The organism is Mesorhizobium sp. M8A.F.Ca.ET.181.01.1.1, from assembly GCF_004792025.1.
In the GTDB taxonomy this organism is placed as follows: Bacteria; Pseudomonadota; Alphaproteobacteria; order Rhizobiales; family Rhizobiaceae; genus Mesorhizobium.
Genome location: NZ_SRTV01000004.1, coordinates 306811 through 323681 on the forward strand (window position 1 = coordinate 306811; position 16871 = coordinate 323681).

General features: G+C 64.1%; 13 protein-coding genes. 11 read left to right on the forward strand and 2 right to left on the reverse strand.

Going from position 1 to position 16871, the window contains the following annotated elements; genetic code table 11:
• Positions 1–178: 178 nt before the first annotated feature.
• Together EN824_RS17310 and EN824_RS17315 are read right to left on the reverse strand one after the other, a co-directional pair.
• Entirely contained in the window at positions 179–877 is a 699-nt protein-coding gene (locus tag EN824_RS17310; protein ID WP_127278079.1) for a GntR family transcriptional regulator, read from the reverse strand.
• Positions 878–1064: 187 nt separating this feature from the next.
• Positions 1065–3125, reverse strand: a complete 2061-nt coding sequence (locus EN824_RS17315) for a N,N-dimethylformamidase beta subunit family domain-containing protein (RefSeq protein ID WP_127278078.1) — start codon at positions 3123–3125, stop codon at positions 1065–1067.
• A 42-nt stretch (positions 3126–3167) separates the two neighbouring features.
• On the opposite strand from EN824_RS17315, the gene EN824_RS17320 reads away from it, so the two are divergent.
• From EN824_RS17320 to EN824_RS17370, 11 genes are all read left to right on the forward strand, one after another.
• Entirely contained in the window at positions 3168–3482 is a 315-nt protein-coding gene (locus EN824_RS17320) for a hypothetical protein (RefSeq protein ID WP_127278077.1), read from the forward strand.
• A gap of 88 nt (positions 3483–3570) precedes the next feature.
• The gene (gene ftsZ, locus EN824_RS17325) at positions 3571–4608 is read left to right on the forward strand and encodes a cell division protein FtsZ (protein ID WP_127278076.1); all 1038 of its coding nucleotides are present in this window, start codon (positions 3571–3573) and stop codon (positions 4606–4608) included.
• A 185-nt stretch (positions 4609–4793) separates the two neighbouring features.
• Positions 4794–6179, forward strand: coding sequence for an SWIM zinc finger family protein (locus EN824_RS17330; RefSeq protein WP_245520998.1), 1386 nt, complete (start codon positions 4794–4796; stop codon positions 6177–6179).
• On the forward strand, positions 6176–7615 hold the full coding sequence (locus tag EN824_RS17335) for a DUF5691 domain-containing protein (RefSeq protein ID WP_127279926.1): 1440 nt from the start codon (positions 6176–6178) through the stop codon (positions 7613–7615). The genes EN824_RS17330 and EN824_RS17335 overlap by 4 nt, the downstream gene beginning before the upstream one ends.
• Positions 7616–7635: 20 nt before the next feature.
• Entirely contained in the window at positions 7636–8715 is a 1080-nt protein-coding gene (locus tag EN824_RS17340; RefSeq protein ID WP_127279927.1) for an AAA family ATPase, read from the forward strand.
• Positions 8716–8719: 4 nt separating this feature from the next.
• Positions 8720–10969, forward strand: coding sequence for a DUF5682 family protein (locus tag EN824_RS17345; protein WP_135932564.1), 2250 nt, complete (start codon positions 8720–8722; stop codon positions 10967–10969).
• On the forward strand, positions 10962–12197 hold the full coding sequence (locus EN824_RS17350; RefSeq protein ID WP_127870622.1) for a VWA domain-containing protein: 1236 nt from the start codon (positions 10962–10964) through the stop codon (positions 12195–12197). Before EN824_RS17345 ends, EN824_RS17350 begins: the two co-directional genes overlap by 8 nt.
• Positions 12198–12454: 257 nt before the next feature.
• Positions 12455–13429 (forward strand): sugar-binding transcriptional regulator, encoded by a 975-nt coding sequence (locus EN824_RS17355; RefSeq protein ID WP_189522188.1) that lies wholly within the window; start codon positions 12455–12457, stop codon positions 13427–13429.
• Between the two features lie 45 nt (positions 13430–13474).
• A complete protein-coding gene (locus EN824_RS17360) occupies positions 13475–14920 on the forward strand; it encodes an extracellular solute-binding protein (RefSeq protein WP_127276374.1) in 1446 nt (481 codons plus the stop codon).
• Positions 14921–15079: 159 nt separating this feature from the next.
• Positions 15080–16003 (forward strand): sugar ABC transporter permease, encoded by a 924-nt coding sequence (locus EN824_RS17365; protein ID WP_127870623.1) that lies wholly within the window; start codon positions 15080–15082, stop codon positions 16001–16003.
• Positions 16004–16012: 9 nt separating this feature from the next.
• Positions 16013–16870 carry a carbohydrate ABC transporter permease gene (locus EN824_RS17370; RefSeq protein WP_127276378.1) on the forward strand — a complete coding sequence of 286 codons (858 nt, stop codon included), beginning with the start codon at positions 16013–16015 and terminating at the stop codon, positions 16868–16870.
• The last annotated feature ends 1 nt before the right edge of the window (position 16871 follow it).

Sequence of the window (16871 nt, forward strand, 5' to 3'; positions counted from 1 at the left end):
ATGAGTTCATGAAGACATCTCCGACATCAGTCGGAAGAATTTCCCTCATTTTTTCAGATCATTAGCCGGGATATCGGGAGGCATTTCAGGAACCAATTGCGCGATCTGCGATCGCAACATAGCGGCAAGGCAAGGGAAAGCCAAGTGGCATCTGGTGACGGGTCCAGGAGACACCGGTCTAGCTCCTCGCTTCCGGAAACCTGGCCTGCCGCAGGATATGCGCGGCGCCCTCGTCGATGTCGCGAACGATGGCCACGCGCGCCCGCGCGCCGTCCTGTGCCTCGATCGCCGCGACGACTTCCTCGTGATAGTCGATGTCCAGAATGGAGGAGAGGTCGTCCTCGAACCCCATGGCGAGGTTTCGGAGAAACGGGCCGACCTGCATCCACACCGTCTCGATCAGGAAGATCATCTGCTCGTTGCCGCAATGACGATAGATCGAGAATTTGAAATCGTGGTTCTTCCTGAGATAGTCGCCGATGTCGCCCTTGCGGGCGGCCAGGGTCAATTCCGCGCAATGGCGTCGGATCGCCCGCAGATTGTTGCCGTTGATCAGTTTTGTCGCAAGCTCGGTCGCCGGGCCTTCGAGGATCGTGCGCACGGCGGTCAACTGCGAGAACCTTTCGGCCGAGATCACCGGCACCTCGACGCTGCCGTTCGGCATCGGGGTCAGCGCCCGCAAGGCCTGCAACCGCATGAAGGCACTGCGCACCGGCATGTCGCTGGTGCCCAGTTCCCTGGCGAGCTTGCGCGAGGTCAGCTTCTGGCCGGGCAGGAATTGCCCTGACATCAAAGCCCGCACGAGCTCCAGATAGACCTTCTCGTGCAAGGGCACGGTGTCGACGGCGGTCAAACCGAAATGTGTTCTGTCGGCCATTGGCGGGGGCGTTGCTTCATGCGTTCTGAAATTGACCTGACGACACGCGCCGCGGACAAACCTTGAGCCGGGCACGGCGGGAACACCCAAGCCGCCGATTGATCATGCATGATAGACGCTTCGGTCGTTGCGCGGCAAGCCAACTGCCCCAACCGGCGCGGTGCGGTGGGTTGCCTTCCTTTCCGGGCTATCGATCCGCGGCCTGCCGGCTCTTTTCCGCCGCCAGATGCGTCAGCAAATTCTTGGTGATCCGGCCGACGTCGTTCATGGCATCGCCCGCCGGCAAGGCGCCGCACCAGGCGACCGAACTCGCGCAGAAGATCAGGCCGCCCGAAGACAGATGGCGCAGCGTCATCTCCGCGCAGCGGCGGCCGTCGCGCTCGCTTTCACCTCCCTCGTACCAACGGGTGGCATCATGGACGAAGCTGTCCGGGAAGCCGGTCGCGCGGGCAATGACCATGGTGTCGGGGGACGTGCCCAGATGCGGATCGGTGGCATCGACTTCGTAGCCGGCGGCGCCGCCAAGCACGATGCCCTCGTCGCCGAAGGTCTCGCTGGTGACGCCGTCGAACAACCACGCGGCCGAGGGTTGATGGCTTTCCGGCGTGCGTGTGAAGGGTCGCGCGCCGTCAAAACCCATCAGCGAGATCGCGACGCCGGTCAGCGAGAATTCACCGCGCCCACTGGCGCGCAGATCGCCGCCCGGCTGGTTGGTGATCGACAGTGACTGTTCGGCGATGGGGCCGTCCCAGGTCCGACCCGCCTCGAGCGGCGAGCGGCGCAGTTCCATCAGATCGTCCTTGAATGCGACCTTGCCGGCAAAGCCATTGCCGCCGAGATAGGCGATGCCGCCGCCCGCCGCCGCGAACTGGCGCAGCGCATGCTCCATCTCGACCGACATATATTCGGGATGGCTGCCGGTGATGACAGCCTGATAATCCTGCAGGCCGGCAAGGCCCCGCTCATGCAGATCGCGGTCGGTGATGAGATCGAAGGCAATGCCGTTGCTGTGGCAGAAGCGCAGAAAGTGCAGGTCGACCGGCAGATTGTGCGGGCAGCCGCACAGCGGATAATTGTAGTCGTCGCGCAGCGTCGCCTTCGGCTTCCTGGTGGAACAGATAGACACGCCGCTGAGATCGCTGTGGTAGTCGTAGAGCGACTTCAGATTGTTGTCGATCGCGAAGCGATGGCCGCGATCCTCGCACATCCATTCGTAGAGATGCGCTGGCAGGAATTCATCGGCATAGGCGAGATAGGTGGCCGTCGGCACCAGGAACAACAGCGGCGCCCGGCGCACCGACGAAGTGATGAAGAAGACGACGCGCTCCGATCCTTCATCGTGACCGACCTCGAAGGCATAGACTCCGGCCGGCGCCTCGGCGGGAACCTGTAACTGGTAGGAGGCGGGCCACTGCAACGCGCCCATGTCGTCGTCGTGGCAATGCACGGCGTCGTAATGCGCCGGCACCAGGCGGGGGTCGAAACTCGACCCGTCCCAGCGCCGCGAGGTCATGCAGAAAGCGGGCTGGTTGATCGTTTCCAGCAAGAGGACGCGATCGGCGCCTGTCGAAGAGAGCGGGCCGCTCGGCAGCAGGGTGGGAAACGCCCAGGCGATGCGACCGGCCGCGGTTCGCAGCGCGATTGCCGAGAACTTGGCGTTGAGCGACCTCAGGTCGTTTGCCGCGCTGGTCCCGAAGACCATGTCTCCGGACAGGGGCCGCCAGGGCAGGTCGAATTGACGATGCAGGCGAAACGGCGACAGGAGATCGTCCGAGCCGATGCGCAACACGGTCACGCCGTCGTTTGACGAAATCTCGACCATGAGCCAGGTGTTTGCCGGCAAGGCCACGTCGGTTTCGAGCGGCTTGCCGTCGTGGCCTGACGTCAGCCGCCCGTCCTGCAAGCCCAGGCGCAGGTTTCCGCTCTCGAACAGCACGCGGGCGCCATCGTTGCGCGTCAAATACACTTCGAAGGCGACGCCTTCGATCTCGGTGGCCTTGCCCAGTTCCGCCGCCGCGATCTTCAGGAAGGATCCGTGATCGAAATCGCGGTGGGACACGGCATTTCCCGTCGGCTCGACGCGCCAGCCCATCGGCTCGGCCGCGGGAGTATCGAGCCGCACGACGTGCACGTCGCGTAGCTGCCGCGACGACGAGACATGAAGGGCGACCGGTGTTCCGGCCGCTGTATGCCAGGGAACGGTGTAGCCTGAGACGGCCATGGCGCCGTGATCGACGGGGCGTTTCATCGCCGCGAAAGTCCGCGCCGCCATCCCGGCTGACGCAATCTCATGGCTGGCAAACTGGACAACTCTTTCATGCCTTTTTGGGTTCTGGAAGGGAGATATACCCCTCCAGCTTTGATTGATGTCGAACTCCGCAGAGATCTCGTCCTGGCCATTGAGACGATCGGCAAAGGCGGGCTCCGCCCGGCCATCGCCAGGCATCCGTCGTGGCGCCTGATCCGCGACGACAGTATCGCGATCACCCGGGACCGGACAATCGCGTTCTCGCAGGTCGGCCTCTTCATCACAAAACTTGACCCTCACACACTTGCACGTGCGGCCGCTCTCTGGCTCTTTGGGGTACCCATCCGAACGGACTGATTCGCGTCATGCCGCTCGATTGCAATGTCCTACGGGCAGTCTGCTTGTGGGTCGTGAAGCGCACGCAATTGGCGAAGGAGAAGCAGGCATGGCCGAGTTCAAGAAGCCGGAAATCTCCGAGATGAGACCCAAGATCACCGTTATCGGCGTCGGCGGCGGTGGCGGCAACGCGATCAACAACATGATCGTGGAACAGCTTCAGGGAACCGAGTTCATTGCCGCCAACACCGATGCCCAGGCGCTGACCATGTCGAAGGCGACACGGCTGATCCAGCTTGGCGCGCACGTCACGGAAGGCCTCGGCGCCGGCTCGTTGCCCGAGATTGGGCGTGCCGCGGCCGAGGAATCGCTTGACGAGATCATGGATCATCTGGCCGGCACCCATATGTGTTTCGTCACCGCCGGCATGGGCGGCGGCACCGGAACCGGTGCTGCTCCTATCATCGCCCAGGCGGCGCGCAAGGCCGGCATCCTCACGGTCGGCGTCGTCACCAAGCCGTTCACCTTCGAGGGCAGGCGCCGCATGCAGATGGCCGAAGAGGGCATCGAGCGGCTGCGCGAGGCCGCCGACACGGTGATCGTGATTCCCAACCAGAACCTGTTCCGCATCGCCGATGCCAAGACCACCTTCGCCGACGCTTTCGTGATCGCCGACCGGGTGCTTTATTCCGGCGTCAGCTGCATCACCGACCTCATCGTCAAGGAAGGCCTGATCAACCTCGACTTCGCCGACGTCAAATCGGTGATGCGCGGCATGGGCCGCGCCATGATGGGAACCGGCGAGGCGTCCGGCGACGGCCGTGCGATGAAGGCGGCGGAAGCCGCGATCGCCAACCCGCTGCTCGACGAAATGTCCATGAAGGGCGCCAAGGGCGTCCTGGTGTCGATATCGGGCGGCAGGGACATGACCCTGTTCGAGGTCGACGAGGCGGCCACCCGCATTCGCGAGGAAGTCTACGAGGACGCCGACATCATCGTCGGCGCCATCTTCGACAAGAGCATGGAAGGCCGCTTCAGGGTCTCGGTGGTGGCGACGGGGCTCGATCGTTCGCTGGCCGAGGCGGAGGTCCATGCCGATATGGCGCGTGACCATCCAGGCCACGCGCCGACACGAATCCTCCAATAGAATTTATTGGCGGGTCTCGCCAATATCGCCTTTTTGCGTGCGCAGCGGGCTGGTAGAGACAATCGGCACGCAGCGCCTGTATTGATCTCCAGTCCGCCGCTGCTACAAGAATCCGTCACAGACGGCCATCTATACTGGCAACTGGCATTCGTTCTGGCGACCAGAGGCGCGGCTTGGAATTTGACTTGAAAACGATCGAGGCGCTTGCCCCTGACCAGGCATCGCTGAGCGCCGCTTCCAAGCTGACCAAACGATCGAACTGGCCACGCCTCGAAAAGAACGAAGCGCTGGCCCTTATGTGGGGCGAGTGTCAGGGATCCGGCTCCAATCCCTATCGTGTGGTCGTCGACACCGGCGATCATGGCTATAAATGCACGTGCCCGTCTCGGAAATTCCCCTGCAAGCACAGCCTGGCCTTGATGTGGATCGCCGCCACGGTGCCGACCAGTTTTACCCCGGCCGATTCGACGCCGGAGTGGGTGAATGATTGGCTTGGCCGCCGCAGGAAGACCACGCCGCCGCCCACGCAACAGGCCTCGGGTGCCAGCGGCAAGAGCATCGGTGAAGCCGCGCGGACCGACGAGAGCACCGAGGTGGAAGACACGGCGGCCGTGGAACGCCGCGAAGCGGCACAGCGCAAGCGGGCCGAGGAGACACGATCTTCGGTGTCGGCGGCGCTGGACGAGATGGACCAGTGGATATCGGATCAGTTGCGGCTTGGTCTTGCCGGATTTGTCGACAACAGCAGCGACCGTTGCCGCCGGATTGCCGCGCGGCTGGTCGACATGAAGGCGACGGCCCTTGCCGGCCGTCTCGATGAGATTCCGTCGCGGTTGATGTCGCTGCGCAGCGAAGAACGGCCCGATGCGGCGATCCGCGAACTTGGCAAGCTGGTGCTGCTGGCCAAGGCCTGGCGTGCCGCGCCCGACGATCCCGAAATAAAGCGGCTGGTGTCGATTTCCGAAACGCGCGAGCAGGTTCTGGCAAGCCCCCACGCGGTCCAGGTCGAAAGTGCATGGGAGGTTCTCGGCGAGAAGATCGAGACCCGCCGCGATGGCCTCGTCAGCCATTCGACCTGGCTGCTCGATCTCAGGAGTGCCGCTCCGCAATTCGCGCTTCTGCTCGATTATTTCCCGGCTTCGGCCGGCCGCCGGTCCAACGCCTTCACACCAGGCGACCGCTTCGACGCGCGGCTGATCTTCTATCCGTCACGCCAGCCGCTGCGTGCCCTGGTGATGGACCGCAAGGGTAAGGTTTCGTCGGGCGAGTGGCCTGCTGTTGCGTCGAGCGAACCGGATCCGCTCGCCACGCATCTTTTCTGTCAGGACGCGGCGCCGTGGCTCACCGATTGTCCTGTCATGCTGCCGCCAGGCGCGATCCTGCTCGACGACCGGGGCGCGCCCTGGTGGCAGGCGGCTGGCGACCCGAACGGCATCGCTCTGCCGATCAACGAGGCTGTCAGTCCAACCCTGCTCGGCATCGATCTCGCGGCCACGGTCGCGCTTTGGAACGGCAGCCGGCTCGACCTCCTGGCGGCGCGGAGCAGTTTCGGGAGGCTCGACCTGTCGTGAACGAGCTTGAGCAGATCGGCCTGGCGGCGATGCGTGACTGCTGGATCACCGGCGGAACGAGCTTCGATCTGGCCCCGGTGGCGTGGCGGCAAATCGCCGGCGGTTCGGACCCCGACGAGAAGGAGCGCCGGCTGCTGGCGATCGCCGCGCAGGCGCTTGAAATCGCTTTGCGGCCCGCCGCGCCATCGACGCTGAAACGCCGCCCTCAGTTACCAGAACTCGCTTTGCCGATGTTGCCCGACCGGCTGCGGCCGCTTGTCAGAGCCGCACTCAAACAGGCGGCCGACACAAGGGGCAAGGCACGGGTGGTGACGCTTGTCGCCAGCCATGGCCTGGTGCTGCATCCAATGGACTGGATGCCGGCCGCGTCGGATCAGGACAGTCCTGATGTCTATGCCCCCTGGGTCGACTGGCAGGCGGGCGTCGAAGGGCAAAGCCATATCAGCCAAGACAGGCTGACGGCGCAAAACTGGGATGATTTCTACCCCGCGGCGCGGCGTACGGCACTGGCCGAGATGCGCCGCCGCGAACCGGCTTCGGCCAGGCTGCTGATCGAGACCAAGGGATCCGGCGAGCCTGCGGAGATCAGGCTTGCCCTTATCCAACTCATGCATTTCGGGCTGGGGCCGGATGACGTGCCGTTTCTGAAGGGGCTCTCCGCCGATCGCTCAGGCAAAGTGCGCGAACTCGCTGGCCGGCTGTTGGCAAGGTTGGGTCAGCACGGCCTTCCAGGTGAGGGCGGAGGCGAAGATCCGGTCACCGAACTTGCTGCCTTCGTCAGCGCGGGCAAATCCGGGTTCATCCGCCGTCGCGCGACCTACACGCCGGTGAAACCAAAATCCCCGGCGCAGGACCAGCGCCGCGCCGAATTGTTCGGCACCTGCAATCTCGTTGATCTCGCCACACGCTTTGGCGTTGGCGAAACCGAATTCATCGCCGGTTGGCAGTTCGGCGCCGACAACAATGCCGATATCTTTTTCGCGCGAATGGTGGCCGCCTCGGGCAGCGATGGCGCGGTGGCGCACATGGCCGACACGCTTGTCGCGGAAGGCGGCAAGCCGGCGCTTTTCGTGCTCCAGTTGATGCCGCGCCTGGATACCGGAAGAAAACAGGCCCTCATCCGGCTGATCTTGAAAGACGCGGCATATCTCGCCTCGCTCAGCCTGCTCGAAGCCGCCGAGGCGGGCTGGGTGGAGTGGGGCGACCTTGGGCAGGTCCTGCAGGCGCTGCGTCCGGCCGTTGGCGGAAGCGATGACGCCGCCAGGCGGACCGCCGACAACGTCCTCGAAATGCTTGGCTTTCTTGCCACGTCAGCCACGGCAAAGCGGCTGATCGACGAGATGGTAACAGCCGGCATGCCGCCGGCAGCCCCTTCGCTCGGCTTGCTGCGCCTCAACGCGGCGCTGGCCGAATATCAGTCCGAATCTCGAAAATGATCAAATCCGGAGAACAGCAAATGAACGCAGTCATCCGTCTTCCGGTCGAGCAGGCCTATGCCGGCGAGTTGCAGGCGCTGGCGCGTAACGACGATCGGCAAAAGCCCGCCGGCTGGAGCCTGTCGCCAAAGGCGGTGCTGACCTATCTCCTCGGCGGGAAAGCCGACGACGGCACGCCGATTACGCCGAAATATGTCGGCCGTCGCCGATTGATGGAAACCGCGGTGGCGACGCTCGCAACCGACCGCGCCCTGCTGCTGCTTGGTGTTCCCGGGACAGCCAAATCCTGGGTGTCGGAGCATCTCGCCGCCGCCATCATGGGCGACTCGACGCTGATCGTGCAGTGCACCGCCGGCACCGACGAAAACCAGATCCGCTATGGCTGGAACTACGCACAGCTCCTGGCCAAGGGCCCGAGCGAGGAGGCGCTGGTGCCGACACCGCTTTATCGCGCCATGCAAGGCGGCAAGCTCTGCCGCCTCGAGGAACTGACGCGCATGGGTTCGGACGTGCAGGATACGCTGATCACCGTGCTGTCCGAAAAGATGATGCCGATCCCCGAGCTCAACACCTCGATCTACGCACAACGCGGCTTCAACATCATCGCCACCGCCAACAACCGTGACAAAGGCGTCAACGAATTGTCCTCGGCGCTGAAGCGCCGCTTCAACGTCGTCGTGCTGCCCTTGCCCGAAGATATGGCGGAGGAAGTGGCGATCGTCTCCAAGCGCGTCGGCGAGATGGCCGGCGGTCTCGACCTGCCGGTACCGAAGAATGTCGGCGACGAGATCGCTCGCGTGCTGACCATTTTCCGCGAGCTTCGCTCGGGCGCGACATCGGACGGCAAGGTGACGTTGAAGACGCCATCCGGGTCGCTGTCCACGGCCGAGGCGATCGCGACCATGGTCGGCGGGCTCAGCCAGGCGGCATGGTTCGATGGCGGCAATCTCGGCGCCGAAGGCCTGGCCGCCAGCCTCGTCGGCGCGATCGTGAAAGATCCGGTGCAGGACAAGCTCGTGCTGGAGGAATATCTGGAGACGGTGCTGAAGAAGCGGCCCGACTATGCCGGTTATTACGCGGCCTTGAACGCAGCGATCTGACGCCATGGCGCAGGGCGAGGTTTCCTATTTCGGCATACGCCATCACGGGCCCGGCTCCGCCGACAGCCTGGTGCAGGCGTTGCATGATTTGAAACCGGTCGCCGTGCTGATCGAGGGGCCCGCGGATGCTTCCGCGCTGCTGCCGTTGCTCGCCCGCCCCGAAATGCAGCCGCCGGTGGCGCTGCTGTGCTATCCCGAAGACGATCCAGCTTCGACAAGCTTCTGGCCGTTCGCCGAGTTCTCGCCGGAATACCAGGCGGCCCTGTGGGCCGCTGGCAACAGCGCTGCATTGCGCTTCATAGACCTGCCGTCATCAGCCCGGGTAGCACCGCTTGACGATGCGCAGGAAGCTGCCGCCGACGAAACGGAAGCCAAGGTCGAGAGCGAAACGGCGCCGCATCTGCGTGACCCGATCGGCGCGCTGGCACAAGCCGCCGGCTACGAGGATGGCGAAAGCTGGTGGGCAGACATCATCGAGCAGAACCCGGAGCCGGGGCCGATCTTCGCGGCCATAGCCGATGCGATGACGACACTGCGCGAAGGCGAAGGTCCGCTTGCCGAATTCGAGGCCAAACGCGAAGCGCATATGCGGCTTGAGATCGCCGCCGCGCGCAAGGAATTCGACGGGCCGATCGCTGTCGTCTGCGGCGCCTTCCATGTGCCGGCACTGCAGGCGACACGTCCGCAAAAAGAGGATCAGGCTCTCCTGAAAGGGCCAGCCCGGCGCAAGAGCACGATGACCTGGGCGCCATGGACCGGACCGCGCCTGGCGCTTGGCTTCGGCTATGGCGCCGGCGTTGTCGCACCGGGCTGGTGCAAGCATCTGTGGCGCACCCGCGGCCGGCATGACGCGGCGACCTTGTGGCTAGCCATGATCGCCGCCGTGCTGAGGGCGAAGGGGCATATGGTCTCGACCGCCTCGCTGATCGAAGCCGAAAGGCTGGCCCGCGCGCTGGCTGTGATCCGCGAACGGCCAAAGCCCGGCTTCGAGGAATTGCGCGACGCCGCGATCGCCGCCTTGTTCAACGGCGAAGCCATCCTGTGGGCGCTGGTCGAGGCCGAACTGCTGTTGGGTGCGGATGTCGGCGAAATTCCGCCCGATACCCCGTTGGCGCCGCTGATCGAGGACCTGCAGCGCAACCAGAAGGCAGCGCGGCTGAAGCCCGAGGCGCTGGAGCGCGAATTGTCGGTCGACCTGCGCAGTGAAAGCGGGCTGTTTCGGTCGACCTTGCTGCACCGGCTGAATGTGCTTGGCGTGCATTGGGGCAAGCTGACCGACGCAGGCCGCAGCCGCGGCACCTTCCGCGAGCGCTGGACCCTGTCATGGGAGCCGGAATATGCCGTTCGCCTGGTCGAGAACCTGGTCCATGGCCCGACCATCGAAAAAGCTGCCAACGGCCGGCTGATCCAGATGATTTCCGCGGCGTCATCCCTCGACGCCTTGGCGGCACTCGTTCAAGGCGCCATCACGGCGAACCTGTCGGAAGCCTCGACCGTCGGTCTCGCGACGCTGGAGGAACGCGCGGCGCACAGCAGCGAATGCCTCGAAATCCTGGCATCGGTTCCGCCGCTCGCTGACATCATCCGCTATGGCGAAGCCCGCAAGACCGAAACCGCCCGCCTGTCCGGTCTCCTGGCGCGACTGATTGTCGAAGGCGGGATCGCACTCCCTTATGCCGCCCGTGATCTCGATGCGCAGGCTTCCTCCGCATTGGTCGGCGTCATGCGCAAGGCCGACGAGGCAATCAAGCTGGTCGAACCGGAACAGGACGTTCTGGATGCCTGGCGCAATGGGCTGGCGGCCGTGCTCGACGGATTGCGCTCGACGGCGCTGGTGGCGGGATGTGCCGCGCATCTGCTCTACGAGGCCGGCCATCTATCGGCTGCAGCAGCGGCGGGCTTGATCGCGCGGCGCCTGTCGCCGGGCACGGCGGTCACCGAGGCCGCGGGGTTCTTCGAGGGCTTCTTCAGCACCGCCGGCCAGCGGCTCATTTACGACGAAGGTTTGCGCGGTGCGGTGGACGCCTGGCTCAAATCGCTCGACGAGGAGGCATTCGTCGCGCATTTGCCGCTGTTGCGCCGGGTCTTTTCGCACCTCGACTCGATGGAGCGGCGGCGGCTGATCGAAGCGGTGCTCGGCCGCGCCAGACGCCTGCCGGCCGGGCTGACACCAACACCTGACGGCGGCGAGGCGTGGCGCCGGCATCTCGATCGGCTCGCGCCGTTGCTCAGGGGCGAGAATGACCATGGATGACGGGATCGACATGAGCGAATCCGGCCAGGCGGGCGACGAGCGCGAGCGCCGCTGGCGCCTGGCGATCGGCGCCGATGATCCGTCATCGGCAGCGCTTTCCGAGACCGACAAGCGGCTTTCGGCGGCACTCGATGCGCTCTATGGCGACGGCGCCGGCGATGCTGGTGCCGATCCGCGCAAGCGGCGCGGCGGGCTGGGGCGATCGGCGCCGAAAGTCGCGCAATGGATGGGCGATATCAGGTCGTTCTTTCCAGCGCAGGTGGTGCAGATCGTCCAGAAGGATGCCTTCGAACGGCTCAATTTGAAGCAGATGCTGATGGAGCCGGAATTCCTCAAGGCGATCGAGGCGGATGTCAATCTGGTCGCCGATCTGATCTCGCTGCGTTCGGTCATGCCGGCCAAGACCAAGGACGTCGCCCGCACGATCATCGCCGACATCGTCGCCAAGCTGATGCAACGGCTGGAGCAGAAGACCGCCGAGGCGATACGCGGTGCGCTCGACCGCTCGCGCCGCACCAACCGCCCGCGCCAGCGCGACATAGATTGGCCGCGCACCATTTCGGCCAACCTTCGCCACTATCAGCCCGAGCACAAGACCATCGTGCCGGAAAGATTGATCGGCTTCATGCGCCAGCAACGTCGGATGGTCGACCTCGACGAGGTTGTGCTGTGCGTCGACCAGTCCGGGTCGATGGCCAGTTCGGTGATCTATGCCTCGATATTCGCCGCCGTGATGGCCTCCTTGCCGGTGGTGCGGACCAAGCTGGTCTGCTTCGACACGGCGATCGTCGACCTGACCGAGGAGCTCAGCGATCCGGTCGAGGTGCTGTTCGGCGTGCAACTTGGTGGCGGCACCGACATCAACCAGGCGGTCGCCTATTGCGCCGACCGCATCGAACGGCCGACCAAGTCGCATATGGTGCTGATCACCGACCTCTATGAAGGCGGCAATGGCCAGGAATTGCTGCAGCGGCTGGCGGCACTCGTTCGCTCGGGCGTCAATGTGGTCGTGCTCCTGGCGCTGACCGATCAGGGCAGGCCGGGTTATGACCCCAAAATGGCCGGGTCGGTTGCGGCACTCGGCATTCCCGTCTTTGCCTGCACGCCGGATCTGTTTCCCGACATGATGGCCGCGGCACTGCGTCGCGAGGATATCGGCGCCTGGGCTGCCGGGGCCGATATCAAGCTGGTCCGCGCCGAGGCCGATGACACCATGGCTGACGCCTGAGGCGCGACTATCTTCGCCGCCAGAAGCCCGCTTGGCATCGCCAGAGCGGCAACCAAAAGCAACGTTGAAACGCCCGCGGTGCTGACAGGCACGGCGCAAGGGCCGCTTCGCATCACCACGCGCTGACATCGCCAAATGGCCGGCCGACGTCTGCCTTGGTCATCATGTCGTGAATTGCGCGCAGCGGTCGCTTGACTCTGATCGAGCCATGTGAAAAATTTTGCAGCAACTGATAAAAATATCACCGGGACGGAAACGTGGTTGGTTTTGGAAACGGCCTCTTGCGCGACGATGACGCCAGCATGGCGGCGCGCGCCGCATGGCTTCACTACGCCGGCGGCCTGACCCAGTCAGAGGTTGCCAAGCGGCTGGGGCTGACCAGCCTCAAGGCCCACCGCCTCATCACCAAGGCCAACCAGGAAGGGCTGGTGAAGGTCTATATCGACGGTGAAGTGTCGGAATGCGTCGAGCTCGAGGACGAATTGTCCCGCCGTTACGGCCTCGACTATTGCGAGGTGGTTCCGGATTTCGATTCCGAGGACCTGCCGCTCAAGGCGCTCGGCATTGCCGGCGCGCAGTTCCTCAAGCGCGAGATCGAGCGCGGCGAGCAGGCGCTGATCGGCGTCGGCCACGGCCGCACGCTCGCCGCCTGCGTCGAATATCTGCCGCGCACCACCACCGACCGGATCCGCTTCGTTTCGCTGCTCGGCGGCCTGACGCGGAAATTCTCGGCCAATCCGCATGACGTCATCCATCGTCTCGCCGAACGCACCGGCGCCGAAGCCTATGTGATGCCGGTTCCGATGTTCGCCAACACGGCGGAGGACCGCATCGTGCTGCTGGGCCAGAAGGGCATCAACGAGGTCTTCGATCTCGCGCGGTCCGCCGATCTGTTGTTCGCCGGCATCGGTACCGCCGAACGCGAGGCGTCGCTGGTCGCCACCGGCATGATCGAGAAGGGCGAGATGGAAGAGATCCGCCGCAATGGCGGCGTCGGCGAATTGCTTGGCCATTTCTTCGACGAGGCCGGCAAGGCGGTGGCGGCGACCGTCTCCAACCGGGCGCTGGCGCTGGCGCGCGAGGATATCGCCAGCCGCCGGATCGTCGCCGTCGCCGGCGGCAGGATCAAGGTTCGTGCCATCAAGTCGGTGCTGGAGGGGCGCTATCTCAAGGGCCTGATAACGGACGAGCGGACGGCGCGATCGCTCGTGGAAGAGACGCCGGTCGGGTAGCCGGCAACAGTTCAGTTGAAACTACCCTGTGGAGGAGAAGACGAAATGCATGAGAAAGAGAAAGACCTCATAGACGCCTTCCTGCGCGGACAAGTCGACCGTCGCGGACTGATCAAGGGCCTGGGTGCGATGGGCCTCGCCGCCGGCACCGCCGGCACGCTGCTCAACCTGGGCCAGACCCGCGCGCTTGCCGCGGACTTTGACTGGCAGGCGCACAAGGGCAAGACCATCAAGCTCCTGCTCAACAAGCATCCCTATGCCGACGCCATGATCGCAGACCTCGAGAACTTCAAGAAGCTGACCGGCATGAACGTCGTCTATGACGTCTTCCCCGAAGACGTCTATTTCGACAAGGTGACGGCGGCACTGTCGGCGAGCTCGCCCGAATACGACGCCTTCATGACCGGCGCCTACATGACCTGGACCTACGGCCCAGCCGGCTGGATCACCGACCTCAACGAATGGATCAAGGATCCGGCCAAGACCAACCCGAACTATGCCTGGGACGACTTCCTGCCCGGCGTCAAGAATTCCTGCGCCTGGAATGGCAAGCCGGGCGGCGCGTTGGGTTCGGATGATGCCAAGCAGTGGTGCATTCCGTGGGGGTTCGAGCAGAACAACATCACATACAACAAGGCCATGTTCGACAAGGCGGGCGTCAAGATCCCCGGCAACATGGACGAGATGGTGGCCGCGGCCGCCAAGCTCACCAAGGATGTCGGTGGTGGCGTCTATGGTATCGGCGTACGCGGTTCGCGCTCCTGGGCGACCATCCATCCCGGCTTCCTGTCGGCCTACGCCAATTTCGATCAGAAGGACCTGAACGTCTCGGCCGATGGCAAATTGTCGGCCGCGATGAACACCGCCCAGTCCAAGGCTTTCCACAAGCAATGGGTTCAGATGATCCAGGAGAGCGGCCCCAAGGACTGGTCGACCTATACCTGGTATCAGGTCGGCACCGATCTCGGCGCCGGCGCCTCGGCCATGATCTTCGACGCCGACATCCTCGGTTACTTCATGAATGGCGGCGACAACAAGATGGCCGGCAAGCTCGCTTTTGCTAGCTTCAAGGCCAACCCGGCAGCCAAGGCGGCGACACCGAACATCTGGATCTGGTCGCTGGCGATGTCCAACTTCTCGAAGGACAAGGACGCCACCTGGTACTTCATGCAATGGGCCTCCGGGCCGGAGCATGGGCTGTTCGGCGCTACCAAGATGGACTTCGTCAATCCGGTCCGCCAATCGGTGTGGAAGGACGAGATGTTCCGTGAGAAGCTGAACAAGAGCTATCCCGGCTATGTCGAGATGTTCGACGCCTCGGCGCCGGGCGCCTCGATCAAGTTCACCGCGCAGCCGCTGTTCTTCGACCTCACCACCGAATGGGCGGCGACGCTGCAGAAGATGGTGGCCAAGGAAGTGCCGGTCGACGAGGGCCTCGACAAGCTCGCCGAAAGCATCAACGGCCAGCTCAAGGAAGCCGGTCTCGGTTAAGTCGCAATGAGGGCCGGCCTGCTTGGCGGGTCGGCCCTCGTCAAACCTTTTCATGTTTGCGATGCGGTGCCGAAAGGTGACCGCCATTTCGCCCGACCGGCCGCCTTGCTCCCTTGGGCGGCCGGCAGGGCGAAGCGACAGCAACAACGGAGCAGCTCGATGACCGCGGTGGTATCGCAAAGGCTCAAGCCATCCGGCTTCAGGATCAGCAAGCGGGTGCTGCCCTATGTGCTCAGCCTGCCGGCTCTGCTGGTCTGCATCGGCATCCTCATCCCGTTCCTGACCTCGGTGGTCTATTCGTTCCAACGCTACCGGCTGAGCCAGCCTTGGGCGCGGCAGTTCAACTGGGGCGACAACTACATCTCCTTCTTCACCGATCCGAAGTTCTGGAACACGTTGAAGATCTCGCTGCTCTATGCCGGCACCACGGTCGTGCTGGAACTGCTTTTGGGTCTTGCTATCGCGCTGCTGCTGCAGAAGCGCTCGACGCTCAACAACTTCATCTCGATCATGCTGTTGATGCCGCTGATGACGGCGCCCGCACTGGCGGCGCTGATGTGGAAGCTGATGACCAATCCCGGCTTCGGCGTGCTGAGCTATCTCGCCAGCCTCATCGGGCTGCAGGATTTCCGCTGGGCCTCGTCGCCGTCGACGGCGCTGTTCACCGTGGTGCTGGTCGATATCTGGGTCTACACGCCCTTCATCATGATCCTGCTGCTTGCCGGCCTGCGCAGCCTGCCGACGCAGCCCTTCGAGGCGGCGGCCCTCGACGGCGTGCCGAGGAGCTTCGTCTTCTTCCGCATCACGCTGCCGATGCTGACGCCCTACATCCTGACGGCGACTTTGTTCCGCCTGCTCGATTCCATCCAGCAGTTCGACATCATCTACGCGATGACCCAGGGCGGGCCGGGCGACACGCTGACCGTCTTCCAGGTCGAGGCCTATCTCAACTTCTTCCAGTCGACCAATGTCGGCCGCTCGGCGGCGCTGATGATCATCCTGTGGGCGATCACGTATTTCCTCTCCAACATCTTCATCAAGAACTGGCTCCGGCTGCGCGAACGCGCCCGTGGCCAGGCATAGGAGGCGGCCATGGAACACACCTCCTTGCTCGAACGCATCCTGCGCGGCGCGGCGCTGACGCTGGTCGTGATCTTCTTCATGTTTCCGATCGTCTGGATCTTCATGATGTCGTTCCAGACCAACGAGACCATCCTGCGCATCCCGCCGCAGCTCATCTTCGAGCCGACGCTCGCCAATTACACGGCGCTGATCACCGGCAAGCTGATGACCGCAGCGGGCACGCTCGACATCGCCTTCATGCGCAACCTCTGGAATTCGGTGTTCCTGTCGGTGACCTCGGTTGCGGTGTCGCTGCTGCTCGGCGTGCCGGCCGCCTACGCCTTCGCGCGCCACAAGTTCCGTGGCTCGGAGGACATCGCCTTCACGTTGCTGTCGTTCAAGTTCGCGCCGGCGCTGCTGGTGCTGTTGCCGCTGACGCTCTATTTCCAGAAACTCGGCCTCGCCAACACCTATATCGGGCTGATCTGGGTCTACCAGCTGATCTGCCTGCCGCTGATCCTGTGGATCGTGCGCGGCTATTTCGAGGACATTCCAGCCGACATCGAATACGCCTATCGCATCGGCGGCCATTCCTGGTTCGCCACCTTCCGCAAGATCGCGCTGCCGCTCGCCGGTCCGGGCATCGCGGCGGCCGGCCTGCTCGCCTTCATTTTCGCCTGGAACAATTTCGTCTTCGCGCTGGTGCTGGCTTCGGCCGACAAGCAGCCGGTGACTGTTGGTGCGCTCGCCTTCATCACCTCGTCAGGCATCCAGTACGGCCAGATCTCGGCGGCCATCGTGCTCTCGATCACGCCGACGCTGGCGCTCGCCCTCTACGCACAGCGCTATCTGGTCGAAGGCCTGTCGCTCGGCGCGGTGAAAGGATAGA